Raw genomic sequence first — 20,137 nt, 5'->3', positions numbered from 1 at the left:
ATCACTCTCCTGCCGCTTCGCTGGCGGCCCGTTTCATTTTTGCCGCCCTGATGCGGCGTTCACGCGCCTGATATTGTCGGACGCTTTTTAACAGCTGACGACGTTGCCATAAGGTATGTCCTGCCAGCGCGGCCAGTGACAGTAGCGTGACGCTCACCGCCAGCCAGACATAAAAGCCGTAGCCGCCCATAGCCAGGAAAGCGTGCCAGGAAGAAAATGCAGGCTTCATGCGGATCGCCCTCCCTTATTCACCAGTGCGGCGACCCAGGGACGATGACGCTCGGTCAGTAAGATCAAATTGCGCAGCCGCATCAGCGTCAGGGTAATAAACAGCAGCAGATAACCGATAATCGACCAGCGCAGCGGCACGCGCATCTCAGGCGCAATCGCCTGCTGTAACATGCCTGAGGAACCCTGATGCAGGGTATTCCACCACTGTACGGAGAAATGAATAATGGGGATATTTACTACGCCCACCAGAATCAAAATACTGGCGGCGCGTCCGGCAAGACGCCGGTCATCAAAAGCGTTATACAGTGCGATAACGCCCATATAGAGGAACAGCAGCACCAGCTCTGACGTTAGCCGCGCGTCCCAGATCCACCAGGTGCCCCACATTGGTTTCCCCCAGGCCGCTCCGGTAATCAGCGCGATGAAGGTAAAAATTGCACCAACCGGCGCCATAGCGGCTGCGGCTAAATCGGCCATCTTCATCTGCCATACCAGACCGGTAAAAGCGGCAACGGCCATTGCGCTGTAGATGCCCATCGACCAGATAGCGGCAGGCACATGGATATAGATAATGCGATAGCTCTCTCCCTGCTGATAATCTGCCGGCGCGAAACCAAATCCCCAGCTCCAGCCAATAAATAGCGCCACGGTCGCCAGCAGTGCAAATCCCGGCACTAAACGACCACTAAACTGATAAAGCCGTTCGGGCTTCGCCAGCTGATGTATCCATTTCCACATTGTTATTGCTCACGGTAAAAATATAAATTCATAGCCTGTCTTAGTGCAGGCTGATACGTAACGCGGCCGCTGTCGCAAACGGTGCCAGGCAGAGACTGGCCGCCAGCATGGCCCCCAGAATCGCCAGATAACCACTGATGGGCAGCCCCATGCTGGCGGCATCAATGGCGGCACTGGCGAAAATCAGCACCGGCACCGCCAGTGGCAATACCAACAGGCTAAGCAGTACGCCTCCCCGGCGCAGGCCCACGGTTAACGCCACGCCGATCGCCCCAAGCAGGCTCAACACCGGCGTACCGAGTAACAATGTCAGTGCCAGCGCACGCCAGCCGTTAAAATCAAGCGACAGCAGCAGCGCGGCCAGCGGCGACAACAGCAACAGCGGCAGGCCGGTGATCAGCCAGTGCGCGATCACTTTTCCCAGCACCGTCACTGGCAGCGGCGTCGGCAGCAGCAACAGCTGTTCCAGAGAGCCATCGTTAAAGTCATCCCGGAACAGCCGCTCCAGAGCCAGCAGCGATGAGAGCAAGGCGGCGACCCACGCCACGCCCGGCGCAATACGCGCCAGCAGCTGCGGCTCAGGCCCAATCCCCAACGGGAATAGCGTAATCACAATCAAAAAGAACCACAGCGGGTTAATGATTTCCGCCCCGCTGCGAAAGGCGATGCGCAGCTCGCGGCTTATCACGCGCCATAACATCAGATGCGTTCTCCTGCCGTCAGGCTAATTTTTCTTAGTGGCCAGGCTGCATCAGGCAGCGGCTGATGGGTGGTAAGAATCACCATGCCGCCCCGTTGCGCATGCTGCACAAACAGCGTCATTAACTTTTCGACGCCATTAACATCAATCGCCGTTAAAGGCTCATCCAAAATCCACACCGGCGCCTGACTTAACCACAGCCGCGCCAGCGCAACGCGCCGTTGCTGGCCCGCCGACAGCTGCGCTACTGCTATCTCTTCAAATCCCGTCAGATCTACTGCTTCAAGCGCGGCGAAACACTGCTCGTCATCACATTCGGCATGATAAAAGGTGAGATTTTCCAGCGGCGACAGAACATTTTTCACGCCAGGCTGATGCCCAAGGAACAACAGATCGCGTTGCCATTGCTCGCGCTGCTGCTGAAGACGCTCTCCCTGCCAACGCACCTCGCCCTCTTCTGCACGGCTCAAGCCCGCCAGTAAACGTAACAGTGAGGTCTTACCCGCGCCGTTAGGCCCTTCAATCTGCACGATGTCGCCGCTATTCACCGTGAAATTAAGGTCGCTGAATAAAATACGGTCATCGCGAATGCAGGTCAGGCTGGTGACTTCCAACATAAAAGGAATCGTTCGCGCTATTGAATCGGGCCGCGATAATAACATAAGTCAGTATTCGGCCGAAGTCCGTGCTTGCGTTTAGAAAGTACTGATATGAATAGATAAGCTGCAGAAGATAGCTCTTTTGTTGAAAAAAAACACGATATTAAAGGTTTGTTACTTTTATTCTAAAATCAGGTCACATTTTACTTACCTGAAAACTGGCTACGCTTAAATCACTGGTTAATAACGCAGGGTGAATTATGACGTCACAACATAAGAACGATGAACCGGAAGTGGAAAGCGAGGAAAAGGATCAGGGAGAAGAGATTGAGGTTGATGAAGAGCAACTGCCCTCAGGCGCGGCGGCGATTCATGAACAGATCCGTCAGGAGGGTGAGAAAGAGCTGGAACGCGACAGCATAGCGCTGCTGTGGTCTGCCATCGCCGCCGGCCTTTCCATGGGCGCTTCGCTAATGGCCAAAGGTATTTTTCAGGTACACTTGGGCGATATTCCAGGGGGATTTTTGCTGGAGAACCTGGGTTATACCTTCGGCTTTATTATTGTCATTATGGCGCGCCAGCAACTGTTTACGGAAAACACCGTTACTGCCGTACTGCCAATAATGCATAAACCGAGCGGCAGTAATTTTCTACTGCTGCTACGTCTTTGGGGCATGGTGCTGCTGGGGAACCTGATCGGCACGGGTTTGGTTGCATTGGCCTTTGCCCATATGCCAATTTTTGATGATGCCACGCGTCTTGCCTTTACGCATATCAGTGAAAAAGTGATGGAGAATTCGCCAACAGCGATGTTCGCTAACGCCATTATTGCCGGCTGGATTATCGCCACCATGGTCTGGATGTTCCCTTCCGCAGGCGCCGCCAAGATCCTGGTGATTATTCTGATGACCTGGCTGGTGGCGCTGGGGGACCTTGCGCATATTGTGGTGGGTTCGGTAGAGGTTTGCTATCTGGTGTTTACCGGCGAGCTGCCGTGGCAGGCGTTTATCTGGCCCTTCGCGATACCGACGCTGGCAGGCAATATTATCGGCGGCACCTTCATTTTCGCGCTGATCAGTCATGCGCAAATCCGCAACGATATGAGCGCTGAACAAAAAGCGCAGGCAAAAGCGAAACAGAAAAAGCAGGCGCAGCAGGGGGAGAAAGCGCAGAAAAACCAGCGTAAATGACAAAATTGCTGACAGAATAAGCAGTCAGGCGGGTAAGTGGTTAATCTGGTGAACAAATTGCGCTATACTGCCCGCCGCTGTCCCCTTAGTTAAATGGATATAACGAGCCCCTCCTAAGGGCTAGTTGTAGGTTCGATTCCTGCAGGGGACGCCATCTCAGCGTTTGTTAACTTCACTTACGCTCGCAAAATCCTGGCAGGCGCAACCAGAACTCCCGTTTGATTTACCATCACTTATTACCCATCTGTTTTTTGTTTTGCTACCGCAATCATGGTAAGTCGCCAGCTATTTTAGATGTTCAACTATTGGGCACTGCAGGCATTAAGCGCTCAGTCACACTAAGTGTTTAGCGGCGTACCGTTTTCGCTGAAGATAAATTATAAATTTTCGTGGCAGTAAAATAAGAGAAGTGCCTATTATAAACATCTCAGATATCAGCACAGCCTTGAAGTTAAACATATCCATTTTAATAAATTATATAAAAAAATTATTAGTCTGAAGATATTTCACATGTTGCCAGTGTAAATTCGCGATAAAAACCACTATCGCCTGATGAGTCTAATTAACACTAAATAAAAACAATCCCAGCGCTTTTCACCGCACAATAAACAGAGCCGGACAGATGAGCGCCTTTCTTATACCTCTGAACCCATGGCAGGCCTCCATGCCTGCCGGTTTAGCTTAACGCGCCTGACGGAAGGCGCTCAGGTTTACTACCTGATGCGGCTGGTTGAGCGCTTTCCTTGCCAGCCAGTAGAGTAGAACCCGGTCATCATCGCTTTCACTGTCTGCCATAGAGAGCAGCTTGAGCGAGAGGGTCGATTTGTTTAATGGCTGACTGGCGTCACTCAGTTCAATAACAGCACGACCGATAAGACAACAGACTTCGTCCTCTTTGGCAGTGGATTCATATGCTCGGTCTTTCATATTTCCTCCTTTTATGTAAAAACTAAGTCTGGCACAAATAATAGTTTCCGGTATAAATTTTCCCGAGAGGAAATATATTGCAACGCTTATTGAAGTTTGCTTGCGATTTAACGGTATTTTCACGGAAAAAATGCCTGTCAGGAGAGAAATTATGCGGTTTATTGCCCGTGGCGCGCTGTTATTTAGTCTGCTGGTTAACGTTATGCCGGCAACCTTAGCTAACCCGCTAACGCATGTTAATCCGATGACCGACTGCCTTAATGGCCATATTTTGCCGCAGATGGGCAGCAACGAAGCGCCAGAGGCGATCGTTAATCATGCTTTTCTTCTCTGTAAGCCTTTTGTTGATAGCTGGCTCGCTTCTTATCCGGATGCACGTCGCCAGCAGTTAGATCAGGCGCTGCGACAGTTTTATCTGGACCGGCTTAATGCTGCGTTAAACAGATCGGTCAGATAAACCAAACAAATTGCGATACGATCGCGATTGCAATAATATATTCTCCTTGTTTAGCAAAATATTTACCAAAGTTTCACCTCTGAGCCCTGGTTTTAACCTCCCTTTGCTCGCCAGCCTTCTTCTTATTAATTAATGCAATGCCGTTCATACCGTGAAACAGGCACTTTATTCCTTACGCATGGCTGTTCACGGCAATTTTCCCCGTAGTAAGATGCACCGGCTCTATTATCAGGCTAATTAAGGCATTCTCTCAGGGAGAAGATAATGAGCAGAGCAAACCTCTCGTCCGTTCCAGATTCAGTTCGCTGGCTAACGCTACTCGGTACCATCATTACTCAATTTGCACTCGGCTCTGTTTATACCTGGAGCCTGTTTAACGGTCAGCTATCGCAAAAACTGGATGCGCCGGTTAGCCAGGTCGCCTTCTCGTTTGGTTTACTCAGTCTCGGGCTGGCGCTCTCGTCATCGGTAGCCGGCAAGCTACAGGAGCGTTTTGGCGTGCGCAATGTTGCTATCGGCGCCGGTCTGCTGTTGGCATTGGGCTTTTATCTTACGGCGCAGGCCAATTCTCTGCTGATGCTGTGGCTGAGCGCAGGCGTGCTGGTTGGTCTGGCGGATGGCGCAGGCTATCTGATGACATTATCGAACTGCGTAAAATGGTTCCCGGAACGCAAAGGCGTTATCTCCGCCTGCGCTATCGGCGCTTACGGACTGGGCAGCCTCGGCTTTAAATTTATCTGCAGCAGCCTGCTGGCGCATTTCACGCTGGAAAATACCTTTTTAATCTGGGGTGCCCTCGCCATGAGCATGGTGATTTTAGGCGCATTGCTGATGAAGGATGCGCCGCAGCAGCAGGTTTCTCAAAACAAGAACGGCGAGGCCGCCGCGCGCGATTTCAGCCTGGCGCAATCAATGCGTATGCCGCAGTACTGGATGCTGGCGCTGATGTTTTTGACGGCCTGCATGAGCGGCCTGTATGTGATTGGCGTAGCGAAAGATATCGGCGAGGGTATGGTGCATCTCAGTACGCAAACCGCAGCCAGTGCGGTGACGATTATCGCTATCGCCAACCTGAGCGGTCGTCTGATCTTAGGCGTGCTGTCAGATAAAATTGCCCGCATCCGGGTTATTACACTGGCGCAGGTCGTTTCACTGGCAGGCATGGCTATCCTGCTGTTTACTCAGATGAACGAAACCACTTTCTTTATTTCCGTTGCCTGCATCGCCTTTAGCTTCGGCGGCACCATTACCGTGTACCCTTCCCTGGTCAGTGATTTCTTTGGTCTTAATAATTTGACGAAAAATTACGGCGTCATTTACCTGGGTTTTGGTATCGGCAGCGTGCTGGGTTCGCTTATCGCTTCGCTGTTTGGCGGTTTTACCGTGACGTTCAGCCTGATTATGACGCTGCTGGTTATCTCACTGGTGATGTCGTTGATGATTCGTATACCGCATCGGGAGCGCAGCATGCAGCAGGTTTTGCAACGCGGTTGATACTGCTGCCGGGTAAGCCATCAGGGCACCCGGCAGGCTGTTATTCAGACACCGGACGCGCTACAGGCCGTCCGGTGTCTTTTAACCAAACAAGGGTTCAGGCAGACCAGCAACCGGCATCCGCACCGCGAATAGGCTTCCGGACCATGGATACTGCGCCAGTTCTTCTGCGCTACGGTTTTCCCGACTGGATGTGATATAGAGCGTTTTCAAATCCTCGCCGCCAAAGGCGACCATCGTCGGCCAGCGCACCGGTAGTGGAATTTCATCTACCATCTCTGCGGTATTTGGATCGATGCGCACGATACGTCCGCCATCAAACATCGCCGACCAGTAAAAACCTTCTTCATCTACCGCCGCCCCATCCGGCATTAGCCCATCGCTAAAACGCCGGAACAGCTCGCGCTTGCCGTTCTCGCCGGTTTCAGCATCAAGCGAATAGCGCCAGATCACATGGTTCGCCGTGTCGCTGTGATACATCCAGCGACGATCGGGGGAGAAAGCCAGACCGTTAGAGACTTTGATATCCTCATCGATCACATGCAGCTGTAGATCTTTATCGAGACGGCAGAGCTTCGCGCCGTTACGATCCTGAGGCTCCCACAAACTGCCGCACCAGAAACGGCCAAAGGGATCGACGCGCCCGTCATTAAAGCGGCTTTTACTCGCTTCACCTGGATTATCAGCTATTTTACGCTCCGGCTTTCCCTGTGCGTCAATAAACCAGACGCCGCTGCGCAACGCCGCTACCAGGCCGCCTTCACGGCGCAAACCGATACAGCCCACCTCTTCCTGCTGTGGGAATACCCGGTGTTCGCCGCTTTTTGGATCAAAGCGATGAATCGCCGGGGCCAGAATATCAACAAACCACAGCGCCTGCTCTGCGGTTGACCAGAGCGGGCATTCGCCCAATTCGGCCTCAATGGGTAAAACGCGCTCTACCTGCCAGTTCATTATGGCTCCTTTTCGCTACGCATTTGGTGCATAAACTGTAGCGGAAATTGCCGTGTCGGGGTTTACCCGCCAGGCAAAATAATCACGGTTTCAGGCTTTCGCCATGCGTGGTCATCACCTGTGGATATCAGTAAAACATTTTGCAGCTACGCGCCGGGCTGCCTCCACTCTTATCATGGCGATCCATACAGATAAAGCTATAGCGCCCGGATTAAGCACTTTATTAATTATTTACCTGTATATTTATCCAGAATCCTTCTTCAGGATCGCCAGTTATTTCCTGGGCAATGCTTTAATATTTTCACTTGTTATCGGCCCGGCAAGGTAAATATTTCTCCCTTTGAAAAAATGGCCAGGGAAAAACTAATCACCTGGACGGCAAATGAGAATGAGAATATAGATGAGGGGTTGCGTTTAGGATAATTCCTGCTATTATTGCTTTCCATTCAGCCCATTCCTATATTTTTGCGCGGCCCTTTTACTCTACTCTTAATTGCATTGAAACATTTATAAATATTTAAATATTAAACTCTACATTAGTGCCGTTATTCCTTCACTTTTAGCTTTTATAGTGAACGGCATTAAAGGCAATAAGAGAATTGATCATGCAAATAATGATAAAAAGCGCTTCTGTACTGGCGATTGTCAGCATGCTAAGCGGATGTATCATTGCTCACGATCGCGGGCATCATAAGGGCTGGCAGCACGATAACGGCCATCATAAGGGCTGGCGCCATCATCATCGAGGATGGTAAAAAAAATTCTAAACGGGTAGGTCACAGCAACATACCTGGCGGGCAAAGCCTGCACACAGCAATATAATAAAAATAAGGTAGGAAAAGTTGGGCGAGAATATTCTCGCCCTTTTCTTTTTTAGCTTTTTAAAGCGAAATTACATTGATACCAGACCGTGGTTAATCCCGGCACATGGCTATCCTGCGGAGGTAATGATTCAACCAAATCAAAGCCCTGAGCGTGGCAATAGTTGGTCACATCAAGCTTCAACGCATCTTTATCCACTTTTTTCGGGTGATAGCGATACTGCACCGTATGTGAAACAAGATCTTCATCCACTCGTTCGAACGCGCCTGGTTTGCTGGCCGTACAGCCTGCTAATAAAAACAGCGCCAAAACGCCGTAAATTTTGCTTTTCATAATTCTTCCTTATGCTGGTGCGGCATCTTAACAGGCAGCCATAAAGGCACAATCGGAATGCTGCTTAAAGCGCAGCGGTGGATTGATGGTTTTACCTATTGAATCGATTCAATTTAACGTTTAGAGCTGCTGACTGTTAAATGCGATTATCTCTACAGATGCCATGATATCTGTGCTATACACCAGGTTTTTTACGATAGATAATAATAAGTTAACTACGAATGCCCGCCTGAAGCGGGCTTTTTTTTGTGGATTATCCGGCGTTAGCGCTGAGCATCATACGCACAACGCTGAGCGTTTACCTGTCAGGAAGTGCGATGGCACCCTCGCCAGCAACAGAACGCGCACAGAAAGAGAATGCTGCAAAGTTTTCTACCGATCCCGTTACTGCGCGCGAACGTCTACCAGTACCGGACAAGGCGCACGCTCAATAACCGCTGCGCTCACGGAACCTTTCAGCAGACGATTAAACGGCGAAAGATGGCGACGCCCCATAATAATCATTTGGGCATCCAGCACGGCGGCCTGCGCCACAATGGTCTCCGCCGATTCGCCCGCCACCACGCGACCGCGCGCAACGATTCCTGCTCCCAGCAGCTGTGCCAGCGCATGGCGAATCACCAGCTCTGCGGTGTTTTGCTCATCCAGCGCCGCGCCGAAGTCAGCCGGATCTTCGCCAGCCGTAATATCCAGCGGCTCGCCGCAGGTGGCATAGGCCGGATCGATGCAGCACAGTACCATCACCTGCGCTTTTAACGCTCGCGCCTGCTCCGTTGCCAGGGAGACGACTTTACGTGAGTGATCCGAGTTATCTATTGCGACCAGCAAGGTTGTCATTCTGTTTATTCCTCAGTCATGCGCCAGATGTTTGCCAATTTCACGCGTCATCGCTTCCTTACATCTTAGTATTTCATCACGATAGAACGCCTCATTCCTGTGAAAGCGCGCCGCCGGCACCAGCAGCGAAACGGCAAAGCGTCCCAGCAAGGTATCCAGCGCAACGCCCATCGTAGAGATCCCTTCCAGGGTTTCACCACGATCGAAAGAGACGCCGCTCTGGCGGATCTCTTTTAACTGCCGCAGCAGCTCCGGCAAGGTTTTAATGGTGTTTTCGGTAATAGCATCCCAGGAATCGCCAACCAGCGCCCGGACATCTTCATCGCTCTCCAGCGCCAGCAGGGCACGGCCGCCCGAAGTACTGTACAGAGGCAGATTAAGCCCCATCCTTGGTACAACGCGCAGTTCACGATCGGCAACGATAAAATGCACAATTGCCAGCTGGGTGCCGCTGGCGCGCGCCAGCGAAACGGTTTCTCCGGTGGCATCGCTCAGCGCCTGCAGCAAAGGACGCGCCACTTCCACGACATCCGTATGAACGCTGGAGATCAAACGCAGCAGCGCTGGCCCGAGCCGCACGCCGCCTGCGCCGTGGCTGCGTACCATTTGGGCCGCGTCCAGCGCCGCCACAATACGCTGTACCGTTGAACGAGGGAGATCCACCGCCTGAGCAATTTCTCCCAAACTCATACCGCCCGGCTGTTCTCCCAGAGCGTTAAGGATTTTCGCTGCGCGTGCAATCACCTGGATGCCGCCCGTTTTCTCATCATCACGATGGTACGGTTTTTCAGACATGAACATGCTGTTCTCTTTCCATGAAGGGCATCGATACTGTAGCGCATTTCATGCCACCTTCCCAGCCTGTATCACATTGCAATACATCTAATCGGCATGTAAGATGCGCGCTCGCTGTATCGCATCACAATACACCACACCATAATAAAAACGCTATGGAGTACCTGCTATGAACGGTCAGCCTGCCGCTGCACCGGCTCCCCATCCTTTTACCCTGCGTCTGGCGCTGGGGCTGGTCGGGGTGCTGATTGCTGCCCTTGCTTCCGGGCTTAACGATCGCGTCACCGATATGGCTCTGGCCGATATTCGCGCCGCGCTGGGCATCAGTTACGATCGGGGAAGCTGGCTTATTGCTGGCTATCAGGCGGCAGAAGTCGCCGCAATGATGATCGCGCCCTGGTTTGCCGTTACGTTATCGCTGCGTCGCTTCGCGCTTGGCGTAGCGTTCGGTTTTGGGCTGATGGCGGCGCTGCTGCCTTTTGTCACGCACTATCCGCTGTTCCTGACGCTGCGCGTGCTGCAGGGAATTTTTGGTGGCGCATTGCCGCCATTGCTGATGACGGTCGCGCTGCGCTTTCTGCCGCCGCCGCTAAAGCTTTACGGACTGAGCGCCTATGCATTAACCGCCACCTTTGGCCCCAATATGGCCGCTACCCTGGCCGCTTTCTGGACCGACAGCGTGGGCTGGGCCTTTGTTTTCTGGCAAATTATTCCGGCTATGCTGATCGCTATGGTGCTGATTGGCTGGGGGCTCCCGCAGGATCCTGTGCGGGTTGAGCGTTTTCGACAGATGGATCTGTTTGGCATGCTCACCGGCTGTAGCGGCATTGCGCTGCTAATCCTGGCGTTAAGCCACGGAGAACGTCTCGACTGGCTCAGCTCGCCGCTGATCTGCGCTATGTTGCTGGCGAGCGTGGCGCTGCTGACGGTTTTTCTGATTAATGAGTGGTTTCATCCGCTGCCGCTGTTCCGCCTGCAAATGCTGTCACGTCCTAATCTGACGCACGGTTTGCTTACGCTGACGGGCGTGCTGCTGCTGGCCCTCTCCGGATCGGCGCTGCCTTCGGCATACTTTTCTCAGGTAGACGGTTTTCGCACCGCACAGTTTGCGCCGTTAGCGCTGATGATTGGCGCGCCGCAGCTGCTGATCGCTCCGTTTATCGCCATGCTGCTTAATCTGCGCTGGATCGACTGCCGCTGGGTGCTCTCATGCGGCGCCCTGCTGATGGCAGGCTCCTGTGTGATGGGCTCGCAGCTTACCGGTGACTGGGCGCGCCAGAACTTTTGGCTGATCCAGATGATGCAGGCCTTTGGCCAGCCCATGATGATTTTGCCGGTGTTAATGAGCGCCACATCGGTGGTGCTGCCGCCGGAAGGCCCGTTTGCTTCAGCAATGTTTAATACCGTGCGCGGATTTTCCAGCATCGCGGCCGGTACGCTGGTGGAGTGGTTTCTCAGCCATCGCGAGCAGTTTCATTCACATATTTTACTGGACGGCGCTGCCAACCGCAGCTGGCTGCTGCGTGCCGGTTCGTCTGCAGAAGCCAGTGCCTCCGTACCGCTATTGCCGGACGGCAGCATCAGCTCCACGGAAAATATCGCCCACTTCTCCACGCTGGTTAAGCATCAGGCGCAGATATTAAGCATCAGCGACAGCTATCTGTTGCTGATCGCTTTTGCGCTGCTGCTGATCCTGCTGACCGCCTGGCTGCCGAAGCGTGTCTGGCCGCCGCAAACGCTATTACAACAACCTGTTATAACAAAACCGGGAATTTAACGATGTCTTTAACACCTGCTAAACGTACCGGCCTGTTGGCGGTACTGTTGATTGTCTTACTGGCTATTGCCTTCTTTATCTGGTCCAGCATGATGCGGGCCGACTATCGCACTGATGACGCATGGGTCACCGCGGACTATACGTTAGTTGCGCCGAAAATTTCTGGCTATATCAGTCAGGTGATGGTGCGTGATAATCAGCGGGTGAAAGCGGGCGAACTGCTCGCCACGCTGGATGACCGCGACTACCGCGTTGCGCTGGAGAGCGCCAGAGCGAACCTACAGCTAAGCGAGGCGAAGCTTGCCAGTATTGTTGCCCAGCGGGAGCAGCAGCAGGCGGTGATTGCCCAGCAAAAGGCGGCGGTGAACGCCAGCCAGGCGACCTTAAGCTACGCCGGGCAAAACGCCGAGCGCTATCGTCGTCTGTTGCAAAGCGGCACCGCCACCGCCGACGAGCAACAGAAGGCCAGCTCTACCATGCGATCTGCCGCCGCTCAGGTTGAGCAAAATCGGGCTGCGGTAGTGGCAGCAGAGAAAGAAACGGCAATTTTACTGGCCAGCCAGAAACAGGCGGAGGCCGATATTGCTGCCGCTCAGGCGGCAGTCGATCAGGCGCAGCTGAATCTCTCTTATACACGTATTGTGGCGCCGGTAAGCGGCATGGTGGGTCAGCGCGCGCTGCGTCAGGGCGCGTATGTTTCTGCCGGCAGTCGCCTGCTGGCGCTGGTGCCGCTGGAGCAAAGCTATATTGTCGCGAATTATCTGGAAACCCAGCTGGATAAGGTGCAACCCGGCCAGCCGGTAGCGATTACCGTTGATGCGCTGCCCGGCCAGCAGTTCCATGGTCACGTCGACAGCATCGCGCCCGCAACCGGCGCGACTTTTTCCGCCATTGCCGCAGATAACGCCACGGGAAATTTCACCAAGGTGGTCCAGCGTCTGCCGGTTAAAATCGTTCTGGATGCCGATCAGCCTAACCTGGCGCATCTGCGGGTAGGCATGTCGGTGATCCCGGAAATTAAAGTGAAGTAACGGCAAGCTTTTCGGGCTACGGCTCGGAGCATGCCTATTTATTTTGTGATCGAATCCGCGTAAATTAGCGCGCGATCCCGTTCTGAGTTATTCAGAACTAACCGGAGCAAAGGCGTCGTACTAAAGAAAGCGCGCCTTGTTTTTATTCTGTTCGCGTTATGCAGGCCTGGGATCGCCACCGACATAACCGCTCAGAGGAGTTGTCAGGTGAAATACGCGTTGATGGGAATCTCTTTTTTCCTGTTAGTCTGGGTTGGTACCTTCATGCTAATGCTGTAAGCGTGCGAAAATAGGGGCGACGTTATGCGTCGCCCGATTTGCTTTCAGAGGTCGCTTTTTCCATTGCCCGGCAAAATGCCATCGGCACGAAACATCGCTTTAATTCCCCGCACCGCCTGACGAATACGATCGCAATTCTCAATCAGCGCAAAGCGCACATGCGTATCGCCATAGTCGCCGAAACCAATACCCGGCGAGACGCAAACTTTCGCCTCCTGCAATAGCCGTTTGGCAAACTCCAGCGATCCCAGCTCCGCATAGCGATCGGGAATTTTGGCCCAGACGTACATGGAAGCCCTGGGCATCTCAACCATCCAGCCTGCCTCATGCAGCCCTTTTACCAGCACGTCGCGGCGGCGTTTATACTGCTGTGCAATATCGCGCACGCACTGCTGATCGCCTTCCAGCGCGGCGATGGCCGCCACCTGCAGCGGCGTAAAGGTGCCGTAATCGTGATAGCTTTTGATACGCGCCAGCGCGTTCACCAGCTCTTTATTACCCACCATAAAACCGATGCGCCAGCCCGCCATGTTGTAGCTTTTTGACAGCGTAAAAAACTCAACCGCCACGTCGCGCGCACCTGGTACCTGCATAATAGAGGGCGCTTTCCAGCCGTCGTAAACGATGTCGGCGTAGGCCAGATCGTGGATCACCAGTACGTTGTACTGCTTCGCCAGCGCAATCACCCGCTCAAAGAAATCAAGCTCGACACACTGCGCGGTAGGATTTGATGGGAAACCGAGGATCATCATTTTCGGCTTGGGATAACTTTCGCGGATCGCCCTTTCCAGCTCGTTAAAAAAGTCCACGCCAGCCACCAGCGGCACCGAGCGCACCTGCGCGCCAGCGATCACCGCGCCGTAAATATGAATGGGGTAGCTGGGGTTGGGCACCAGTACGGTATCGCCATGATCAAGCGTCGCCAGCATCAGATGCGCCAGCCCCTCTTTCGAACCGATGGTAACAATCGCTTCCGATTCGGGATCGATCTCCACCTCATAACGGTCAGCGTACCAGCGAGAGATCGCCCGACGCAGACGCGGAATACCGCGCGAGGTGGAGTAGCCGTGCGTATCGTCACGCTGTGCCACCTGACATAGCTTTTCGACGATGTGCGGCGGCGTCGCGCCATCGGGGTTGCCCATGCTGAAATCGATAATATCTTCGCCGCGCCGACGCGCAGCCATTTTCAGCTCAGCGGTAATGTTAAAAACGTAAGGGGGGAGACGTTCGATACGCGAAAAACGACGAGACGAGCTGTTATCAGCCATAGCATCCTCAGAATATACGTAAGCGCCCGGACCGTCCGAGCGACGCTGACCACTGATGTGGTCGAATAATGAACATAGCCTGGCGGCGCTCCCCTTGTCGACAGGCCAGCAAAAATAAACTTTTTGTCGAGCCGGCTGGCGGAACATGCGAAGATCGTGGCGCCGTATGGCCACATTTTTTATGATGTTACTTCTTCATTACGCCACGAGATGCCTGTGCAATCTATATTCGATATGCTGCTTGCGGTGTTCGACCGCGCCGCTTTAATGCTGATTTGCCTGTTCTTTTTGACGCGCACGCGCCATTTCCGCCAGCTTTTGCAGAAAGATGAGCACTCTCGCCAGGAGCTGCTGGCGGTCACCGCGATCTTCTCGCTGTTTGCCCTGTTCAGTACCTGGTCGGCGGTGAATGTTGAAGGTTCCCTGCTGAACGTGCGTACTATCGCCGTGATGTCCGGCGGCATACTATTTGGCCCATGGGTGGGCATCGCCACCGGGATTATCGCCGGGCTGCATCGTTTTTTAATCGATATTCACGGCGTCTCTTCGGTGCCCTGTTTGATTACCAGCATTATTGCTGGCATGGTCTCCGGCTGGATTAACCTGAAAGTGCCGAAAGCGCAGCGCTGGCGGCTCGGTATTCTTGGCGGCATGCTGTGCGAATCGCTGACCATGCTGCTGATTATTCTCTGGGCGAAGCCGTCAGCGCTGGGCCTGGAGATCGTCTCTGAGATTTCAATTCCGATGATTCTGGGCGCGGTCAGTATCGGCCTGATTGTGCTGCTGGTACAAAGCGTTGAGGGAGAGAAAGAGGCGGTTGCCGCACGTCACGCCAAGCTGGCGCTGGATATTGCCAATAAAACTCTGCCGCTGTTCCGCCAGGTAAACAGCGACTCGCTGCGTCAGGTCTGTGAGATCATCCGCAACGATATCAACGCCGATGCCGTCGCGATGACCAATAAGCATCAAATCCTGGCCTATGTCGGCTACGGCGAACAGCACTATCGTCAGGGCGATGATGGCCTGAGCCCCACCACGCGCCAGGCGATTAACTACGGTAAAATCATTATTAAAAACAACGATGAGGCCTATCGCACGCGCGATATTCACTCAATGATTGTGATCCCGCTGTGGGAGAAAGGTGAAGTCACCGGCACGCTGAAAATCTATTATCGTCATGCGCATCGCATTACCTGGTCACTTAAGGAGATGGCGGTCGGCCTGTCGCAAATTATCTCTACTCAACTGGAGGTGTCGCGCACCGAGCAGTTGCGTGAAATGGCGAACAAGGCGGAACTGCGCGCGCTGCAAAGCAAAATTAATCCGCATTTCCTGTTTAACGCGCTGAACGCGATCTCCTCTTCTATCCGGCTTAATCCCGATACTGCGCGCCAGCTGATTATTAATCTGTCGCGCTATTTGCGTTACAACCTTGAGCTGAATGATGACGAGCCCATCGATATTAAAAAAGAGCTGTATCAGGTGAAGGATTATATCGCCATTGAACAGGCGCGCTTTGGCGATAAGCTGACGATGATTTATCACATCGACGAAGAGATAAACTGTACCCTTCCCAGCCTGCTGATCCAGCCGCTGGTGGAAAACGCTATCGTACATGGCATTCAGCCCTGCCGTGGTAAGGGCGTGGTGACGCTGTCGGTAGAAGATGTTGGCGATCGGGTGCGGATTGCGGTACGCGATACCGGAAACGGCATCAGCGATGAGGTTATCGCGCGCGTGCAGCGTAATGAAATGCCGGGCAATAAGATTGGCCTGCTGAACGTACATCATCGCGTTAAGCTGCTGTACGGCGGCGGGCTACAGATTACACAGCTGCATCCGGGCACGGAAATCGTGTTTTTCATCAGCAAGAACGGTGAAAAACTGCCGGAAAAAACGCTGTCGCTGACGGCCTGAAGGAGAGTAGTAAGTGAAAGCCATCATTGTGGAAGATGAGTTTTTGGCGCAGCAGGAGCTGAGCTGGATGATTAAGCAGCACAGCCATATCGATATTGCAGCCTGCTTTGATGACGGCCTCGACGTGCTGAAATTTCTGCAGCACAACGAAGTGGACGTGATCTTTCTGGATATCAATATCCCCTCGCTGGATGGCGTTCTGCTGGCGCAGAACATCAGCAAGTTTGCCCATAAACCGCAAATTGTTTTTATTACCGCCTGGAAAGAGCATGCGGTACAGGCGTTTGAGCTGGACGCGTTTGACTACATTCTTAAACCCTACCACGAATCGCGCATTGTCAGCATGCTGCAAAAGCTGGAAGCGCACTGGCAACAGCAGCAGCCCGCCGCACCGGAAACCTCATCGCTGCGCCCGGTGGCGCAAACCGTCAATCTGATCAGGGATGAACGGATTATCGTTACGGATATCAATGAAATCTACTATCTGGAAGCGCATGAAAAGCTGACTTTCGTCTATACGCGTCGCGAGGAGTATGTGATGTCGGTGGCGATTAGCGAGTTTTGTAACCGACTGCCGGAAAGCCAGTTTTTCCGCTGCCATCGCTCCTACTGCGTAAATCTGAACAAGATCCGTGAAATCGAACCCTGGTTTAATAACACCTATCTTTTGCGACTGCGCGATCTGGATTTTCAGGTGCCGGTGAGCCGCAGCAAAGTAAAAGCCTTTCGCCAGCTAATGCGTTTGTAAGCATGTTCGGGGTAGGATCAGCGCGCGGATGATTAGCCTGCGCACATGCAGGCTAACCATGAATGTTGTGAAATTAGAGTACGCGTCCCAGCGTCTGGCGCAGATGCGCGCCTGCGCCCAGCAGTCCTGGCTGATCGTGCTTGATCATATAGACCGGAATATCATGCACGTAATCACGGAAGCGGCCCTTGTCTTCAAACGCGGCGCGGAAGCCGGAGGCTTTAAAGAACTCAAGGAAGCGCGGCACGATACCGCCAGCAATATACACGCCGCCGAAAGTCCCCAGGGTAAGCGCCAGATTACCGCCGAAGCGTCCCATAATGACGCAGAACAGCGACAGTGCGCGTCGACAGTCGATACAGCTATCGGCCAGCGCTCGCTCGGAAACATCTTTTGGCTTCAGGTTTTCCGGCTCGCGCTTATCAGATTTAACAATGGCGCGATAGAGGTTAACCAGACCGGCACCAGACAATACGCGCTCAGCTGAAACGTGGCCCAGCTCTTCACGCAGCACGCGCAGGATCAGATCTTCTTCCACGCTGTTTGGAGCGAAATCAACGTGTCCGCCCTCGCCTGGCAGGCTAACCCAGCGGCGATCGACATGCACCAGATGCGCCACGCCCAGCCCGGTGCCCGCGCCATACACGGCGATAGGCTTATCTTTTACCGCTGCGCCGCCGCCAAACTGAATAACATGCTCTTCAGTCAGCATCGGGATCGCCATAGAGACTGCGGTAAAATCGTTAATGATTTCCAGATGATCAAATGCCAGGTTGGCTTTCAGCGCTTTGGTAGAGAACGCCCAGTCGTGATTGGTCATTTCTACCCAGTCTTCGGTAATCGGGCAGGCGATGGCGATACAACCATCTTTTACATCCTGCTGCTGCTCTTCCAGAAACAGACGAATCACCTCTTCCAGACCATGATGCTCTGAAGTGGAATATGTCGTTACCTGAGAAATCAGGCCGGTTTCTACTTCACACAGCGCCAGGCGCGCGTTGGTACCGCCAACGTCACCCACCAAAGCGTATTTAGTCATTATTCTGCTGCTCCGCTTATGTCAATTCACTACGGGACACTATAAATTTCCCCCGGTAAAACAACAACGCTCATCAAAACGAAAGCGCTTTGCCAAATTGCCCGTTACCATAACCGTGAAAGTCCGTGCTGAACAGCACCATCTTTCTGAAATCACTGTGCTGAATTACGCTGATGCAGCGAGGCGGAGACCTGCTGCAGTAAAGGCGGCATATCCAGACGTGGCAGCACCACTTCAACCAGGGAAAGTCGGCGCGCGTCGGCAATCAGCTTCAGGACTTCGGTAAGCTGTACCGTCTCCAGTACGCGCCAGCTTTGCGCCGGACACGCGGTGCTCAACGCCTGCGGTATTTGCGTCCAGTTCCAGTCGGCAATATCGTTATAGCGCTGACTGGCGCCGTTAATGGCACGCTCAACGGTATAGCCGCCATTATTTAATACAAAAATCAGCGGCTTCAGGTTATCGCGCATCATCGAGCTCAGCTCCTGTACCGTTAACTGCGCCGACCCATCGCCAATAAGCAGGATGACTCGCCGCTCAGGCTCTGCGGTCTGGGCGCCAAAGGCCGCTGGCAAAGTATAGCCGATAGATCCCCAGAGCGGCTGCACCACCAGCTTCGCACCCGTAGGCAGACGCAACGCCGCTGCGCCAAACGCCGCGGTGCCCTGCTCCGCCACCAGTAGATCTCCCGGCTGCAGAAATGCCTGTATCGCCTGCCAGAACGCATTTTGCGTCAGACCCGGCTGGTCACTTGCTGCCAGCGGCGCGGGCTGACAATGATCCAGCGTCCAGCGTGCGGCGTAACGCTGGCAGAGCAGCCGGAGTTCTTCAATGACCGTAGACATCGGCAGCGAATCGAATCTCTGCCCGGCGACCGTGACGCTAAAAGGCTGTACGTCGATGTTTTTTGCCGTCCCGATTTGCTGGGTAAAGCCAACCGTAATGGTATCCGTGAAGCGTACGCCGACAGTAATAATAACATCCGCCTGCTCAATCACCCGCCGCGTCCCGTCAGCGCACCCCTCCCCGGCGTAGGTTCCGGCAAAGCCTGCACGCTGCTCATCCAGTACCCCTTTTCCCATCAGCAGCGTGGCGTGCGGCAGCGGAACCGCCTCCAGCCAGTACGCCAGCTGCTGCTGTACGCCAAAACGGTCGGCCAAAAAATCTGCCAGCAGCGATACGCTGCGCGCGCCTGAAAGCAGCGTTTCCGCCGCACAGCGAAAAGCCTGCAGCGCCTGGTCATCGGGCTGCGTCTGAAGAGTTAACGGCTGCCCGGGCGCGCAAGCCGGCGCGCCTGCGACATCGACCGGCAACAGTAAATAGCCTGGTCGTCGTTGCGTCAGCGCTTCGCGCATAACCCGATCGATCTCCGCGCAGGCGTTCTCGGCGGTAAGCGTCGCCTGTGCTACCGTTACCTCGCGCTGCATACGCAAAAAATGGCTGAAATCGCCGTCGCCCAGTGAATGATGAATAAGATCGCCGCGCTGCTGCGCCGATAAAGAAGGCGCACCAACAATATGGATCACCGGCACATATTCCGCGTAGCTGCCCGCAATGCCGTTAATGGCGCTAAGTTCACCGACGCCAAAGGTTGTCAGCAATGCACCTGCGCGACGACTGCGGGCATAGCCGTCTGCGGCGTAAGCCGCGTTCAGCTCATTGGCGCAGCCCACCCATGCCAGCCGTGGATGGGCGATAACCCGATCGAGAAACACCAGGTTAAAATCTCCCGGCACGCCAAACAGGTGATCGATACCGATTTCATTCAGACGCTGTAGCAGATAATCACTTACCGTTAAGCCAGACATAGCAGACTCCTTGCGTAATCAGGTCATTTCAGTATCGATTATTCTGCTGCCACGTCGACATACGATATTGTTATCTTCAGGCGCGGCGTGGCAAGCGGGCGTTACGCCTGCAAATTTTTCTGTAATTGCGATCCGCCCCGCGGCTTTCGCTTTGTGTAAACGTATACACTACTAAGCTTCCTGTTTAACC

At 53.7% G+C, this 20,137-nt stretch carries 21 protein-coding genes and 1 tRNA gene; 10 read left to right on the top strand and 12 right to left on the bottom strand.

What is annotated here, in order from left to right; translation table 11 throughout:
* Position 1: 1 nt before the first annotated feature.
* From ccmD to ccmA, 4 genes are read right to left on the bottom strand one after another with little or no spacing between them, the layout of a single operon-like run.
* Positions 2 to 229 (bottom strand): heme exporter protein CcmD, encoded by a 228-nt coding sequence (gene ccmD, locus ACQE32_RS01485; RefSeq protein ID WP_426971819.1) that lies wholly within the window; start codon positions 227 to 229, stop codon positions 2 to 4.
* Positions 226 to 969 carry a heme ABC transporter permease gene (locus ACQE32_RS01480; protein ID WP_085070953.1) on the bottom strand — a complete coding sequence of 248 codons (744 nt, stop codon included), beginning with the start codon at positions 967 to 969 and terminating at the stop codon, positions 226 to 228. The genes ccmD and ACQE32_RS01480 overlap by 4 nt, the downstream gene beginning before the upstream one ends.
* Positions 970 to 1,009: 40 nt before the next feature.
* Positions 1,010 to 1,669: a heme exporter protein CcmB gene (ccmB, locus tag ACQE32_RS01475; protein ID WP_250650494.1), complete on the bottom strand. Its 660-nt coding sequence runs from the start codon at positions 1,667 to 1,669 to the stop codon at positions 1,010 to 1,012.
* Positions 1,669 to 2,286, bottom strand: a complete 618-nt coding sequence (gene ccmA, locus ACQE32_RS01470; RefSeq protein WP_426971817.1) for a cytochrome c biogenesis heme-transporting ATPase CcmA — start codon at positions 2,284 to 2,286, stop codon at positions 1,669 to 1,671. The genes ccmB and ccmA overlap by 1 nt, the downstream gene beginning before the upstream one ends.
* Positions 2,287 to 2,528: 242 nt before the next feature.
* Between ccmA and ACQE32_RS01465 the strand changes: the two genes are divergently transcribed.
* Together ACQE32_RS01465 and ACQE32_RS01460 are read left to right on the top strand one after the other, a co-directional pair.
* A complete protein-coding gene (locus tag ACQE32_RS01465) occupies positions 2,529 to 3,458 on the top strand; it encodes a formate/nitrite transporter family protein (RefSeq protein WP_426971816.1) in 930 nt (309 codons plus the stop codon).
* A gap of 79 nt (positions 3,459 to 3,537) precedes the next feature.
* Positions 3,538 to 3,612: transfer RNA gene (locus ACQE32_RS01460), tRNA-Arg, on the top strand.
* A gap of 527 nt (positions 3,613 to 4,139) precedes the next feature.
* Here ACQE32_RS01460 and ACQE32_RS01455 read toward each other — a convergent pair.
* On the bottom strand, positions 4,140 to 4,385 hold the full coding sequence (locus ACQE32_RS01455) for a hypothetical protein (protein ID WP_426971814.1): 246 nt from the start codon (positions 4,383 to 4,385) through the stop codon (positions 4,140 to 4,142).
* Between the two features lie 151 nt (positions 4,386 to 4,536).
* Here ACQE32_RS01455 and ACQE32_RS01450 point away from each other — a divergent pair, with 151 nt between their 5' ends.
* Positions 4,537 to 4,842, top strand: coding sequence for a hypothetical protein (locus ACQE32_RS01450; protein WP_427021227.1), 306 nt, complete (start codon positions 4,537 to 4,539; stop codon positions 4,840 to 4,842).
* A 264-nt stretch (positions 4,843 to 5,106) separates the two neighbouring features.
* Positions 5,107 to 6,336 (top strand): L-lactate MFS transporter, encoded by a 1,230-nt coding sequence (locus ACQE32_RS01445; protein ID WP_426980716.1) that lies wholly within the window; start codon positions 5,107 to 5,109, stop codon positions 6,334 to 6,336.
* Positions 6,337 to 6,417: 81 nt separating this feature from the next.
* Here the strand turns inward: ACQE32_RS01445 and ACQE32_RS01440 are convergent, their stop codons facing one another.
* The gene (locus tag ACQE32_RS01440) at positions 6,418 to 7,290 is read right to left on the bottom strand and encodes an SMP-30/gluconolactonase/LRE family protein (RefSeq protein WP_427021226.1); all 873 of its coding nucleotides are present in this window, start codon (positions 7,288 to 7,290) and stop codon (positions 6,418 to 6,420) included.
* Positions 7,291 to 7,393: 103 nt separating this feature from the next.
* Here ACQE32_RS01440 and ACQE32_RS01435 point away from each other — a divergent pair, with 103 nt between their 5' ends.
* A complete protein-coding gene (locus tag ACQE32_RS01435; protein WP_427021225.1) occupies positions 7,394 to 7,618 on the top strand; it encodes a hypothetical protein in 225 nt (74 codons plus the stop codon).
* 545 nt (positions 7,619 to 8,163) lie between these two features.
* Here ACQE32_RS01435 and ACQE32_RS01430 read toward each other — a convergent pair.
* The 3 genes from ACQE32_RS01430 to ACQE32_RS01420 form a co-directional block, all read right to left on the bottom strand.
* Positions 8,164 to 8,445 (bottom strand): hypothetical protein, encoded by a 282-nt coding sequence (locus ACQE32_RS01430; RefSeq protein WP_426971806.1) that lies wholly within the window; start codon positions 8,443 to 8,445, stop codon positions 8,164 to 8,166.
* 384 nt (positions 8,446 to 8,829) lie between these two features.
* Complete coding sequence (locus ACQE32_RS01425; protein ID WP_426971805.1) at positions 8,830 to 9,282, bottom strand: universal stress protein; 453 nt, start codon at positions 9,280 to 9,282, stop codon at positions 8,830 to 8,832.
* 12 nt (positions 9,283 to 9,294) lie between these two features.
* Complete coding sequence (locus ACQE32_RS01420) at positions 9,295 to 10,077, bottom strand: IclR family transcriptional regulator (protein ID WP_250650503.1); 783 nt, start codon at positions 10,075 to 10,077, stop codon at positions 9,295 to 9,297.
* Positions 10,078 to 10,246: 169 nt separating this feature from the next.
* On the opposite strand from ACQE32_RS01420, the gene ACQE32_RS01415 reads away from it, so the two are divergent.
* The 3 genes from ACQE32_RS01415 (at position 10,247) to ypdK (ending at position 13,164) form a co-directional block, all read left to right on the top strand.
* On the top strand, positions 10,247 to 11,854 hold the full coding sequence (locus ACQE32_RS01415; RefSeq protein ID WP_426980713.1) for an MFS transporter: 1,608 nt from the start codon (positions 10,247 to 10,249) through the stop codon (positions 11,852 to 11,854).
* Between the two features lie 2 nt (positions 11,855 to 11,856).
* Entirely contained in the window at positions 11,857 to 12,885 is a 1,029-nt protein-coding gene (locus ACQE32_RS01410) for an HlyD family secretion protein (protein WP_427021224.1), read from the top strand.
* Between the two features lie 207 nt (positions 12,886 to 13,092).
* On the top strand, positions 13,093 to 13,164 hold the full coding sequence (gene ypdK, locus ACQE32_RS01405) for a membrane protein YpdK (RefSeq protein ID WP_103061073.1): 72 nt from the start codon (positions 13,093 to 13,095) through the stop codon (positions 13,162 to 13,164).
* A 44-nt stretch (positions 13,165 to 13,208) separates the two neighbouring features.
* On the opposite strand, the gene alaC is transcribed toward ypdK, so the two are convergent.
* Positions 13,209 to 14,435 carry an alanine transaminase gene (gene alaC / locus ACQE32_RS01400; RefSeq protein ID WP_250650506.1) on the bottom strand — a complete coding sequence of 409 codons (1,227 nt, stop codon included), beginning with the start codon at positions 14,433 to 14,435 and terminating at the stop codon, positions 13,209 to 13,211.
* A 234-nt stretch (positions 14,436 to 14,669) separates the two neighbouring features.
* On the opposite strand from alaC, the gene ACQE32_RS01395 reads away from it, so the two are divergent.
* Both ACQE32_RS01395 and ACQE32_RS01390 read left to right on the top strand, forming a co-directional pair.
* Positions 14,670 to 16,352, top strand: coding sequence for a LytS/YhcK type 5TM receptor domain-containing protein (locus tag ACQE32_RS01395; RefSeq protein ID WP_426980926.1), 1,683 nt, complete (start codon positions 14,670 to 14,672; stop codon positions 16,350 to 16,352).
* Between the two features lie 13 nt (positions 16,353 to 16,365).
* Positions 16,366 to 17,100, top strand: a complete 735-nt coding sequence (locus tag ACQE32_RS01390) for a LytR/AlgR family response regulator transcription factor (protein ID WP_426980710.1) — start codon at positions 16,366 to 16,368, stop codon at positions 17,098 to 17,100.
* Positions 17,101 to 17,173: 73 nt separating this feature from the next.
* Here the strand turns inward: ACQE32_RS01390 and glk are convergent, their stop codons facing one another.
* Both glk and ACQE32_RS01380 read right to left on the bottom strand, forming a co-directional pair.
* Positions 17,174 to 18,139, bottom strand: a complete 966-nt coding sequence (glk, locus tag ACQE32_RS01385; RefSeq protein ID WP_427021223.1) for a glucokinase — start codon at positions 18,137 to 18,139, stop codon at positions 17,174 to 17,176.
* A 152-nt stretch (positions 18,140 to 18,291) separates the two neighbouring features.
* The gene (locus ACQE32_RS01380) at positions 18,292 to 19,947 is read right to left on the bottom strand and encodes an alpha-keto acid decarboxylase family protein (protein ID WP_427021222.1); all 1,656 of its coding nucleotides are present in this window, start codon (positions 19,945 to 19,947) and stop codon (positions 18,292 to 18,294) included.
* Positions 19,948 to 20,137 lie beyond the last annotated feature (190 nt).

Origin of the sequence: Pantoea sp. FN0302 (assembly GCF_050113775.1) — a bacterium.
Lineage (GTDB): Bacteria > Pseudomonadota > Gammaproteobacteria > Enterobacterales > Enterobacteriaceae > Mixta > Mixta alhagi.
The sequence above is the reverse complement of the archived record's forward strand: the minus strand, read 5'-3'. Positions and strand labels throughout refer to the sequence as shown.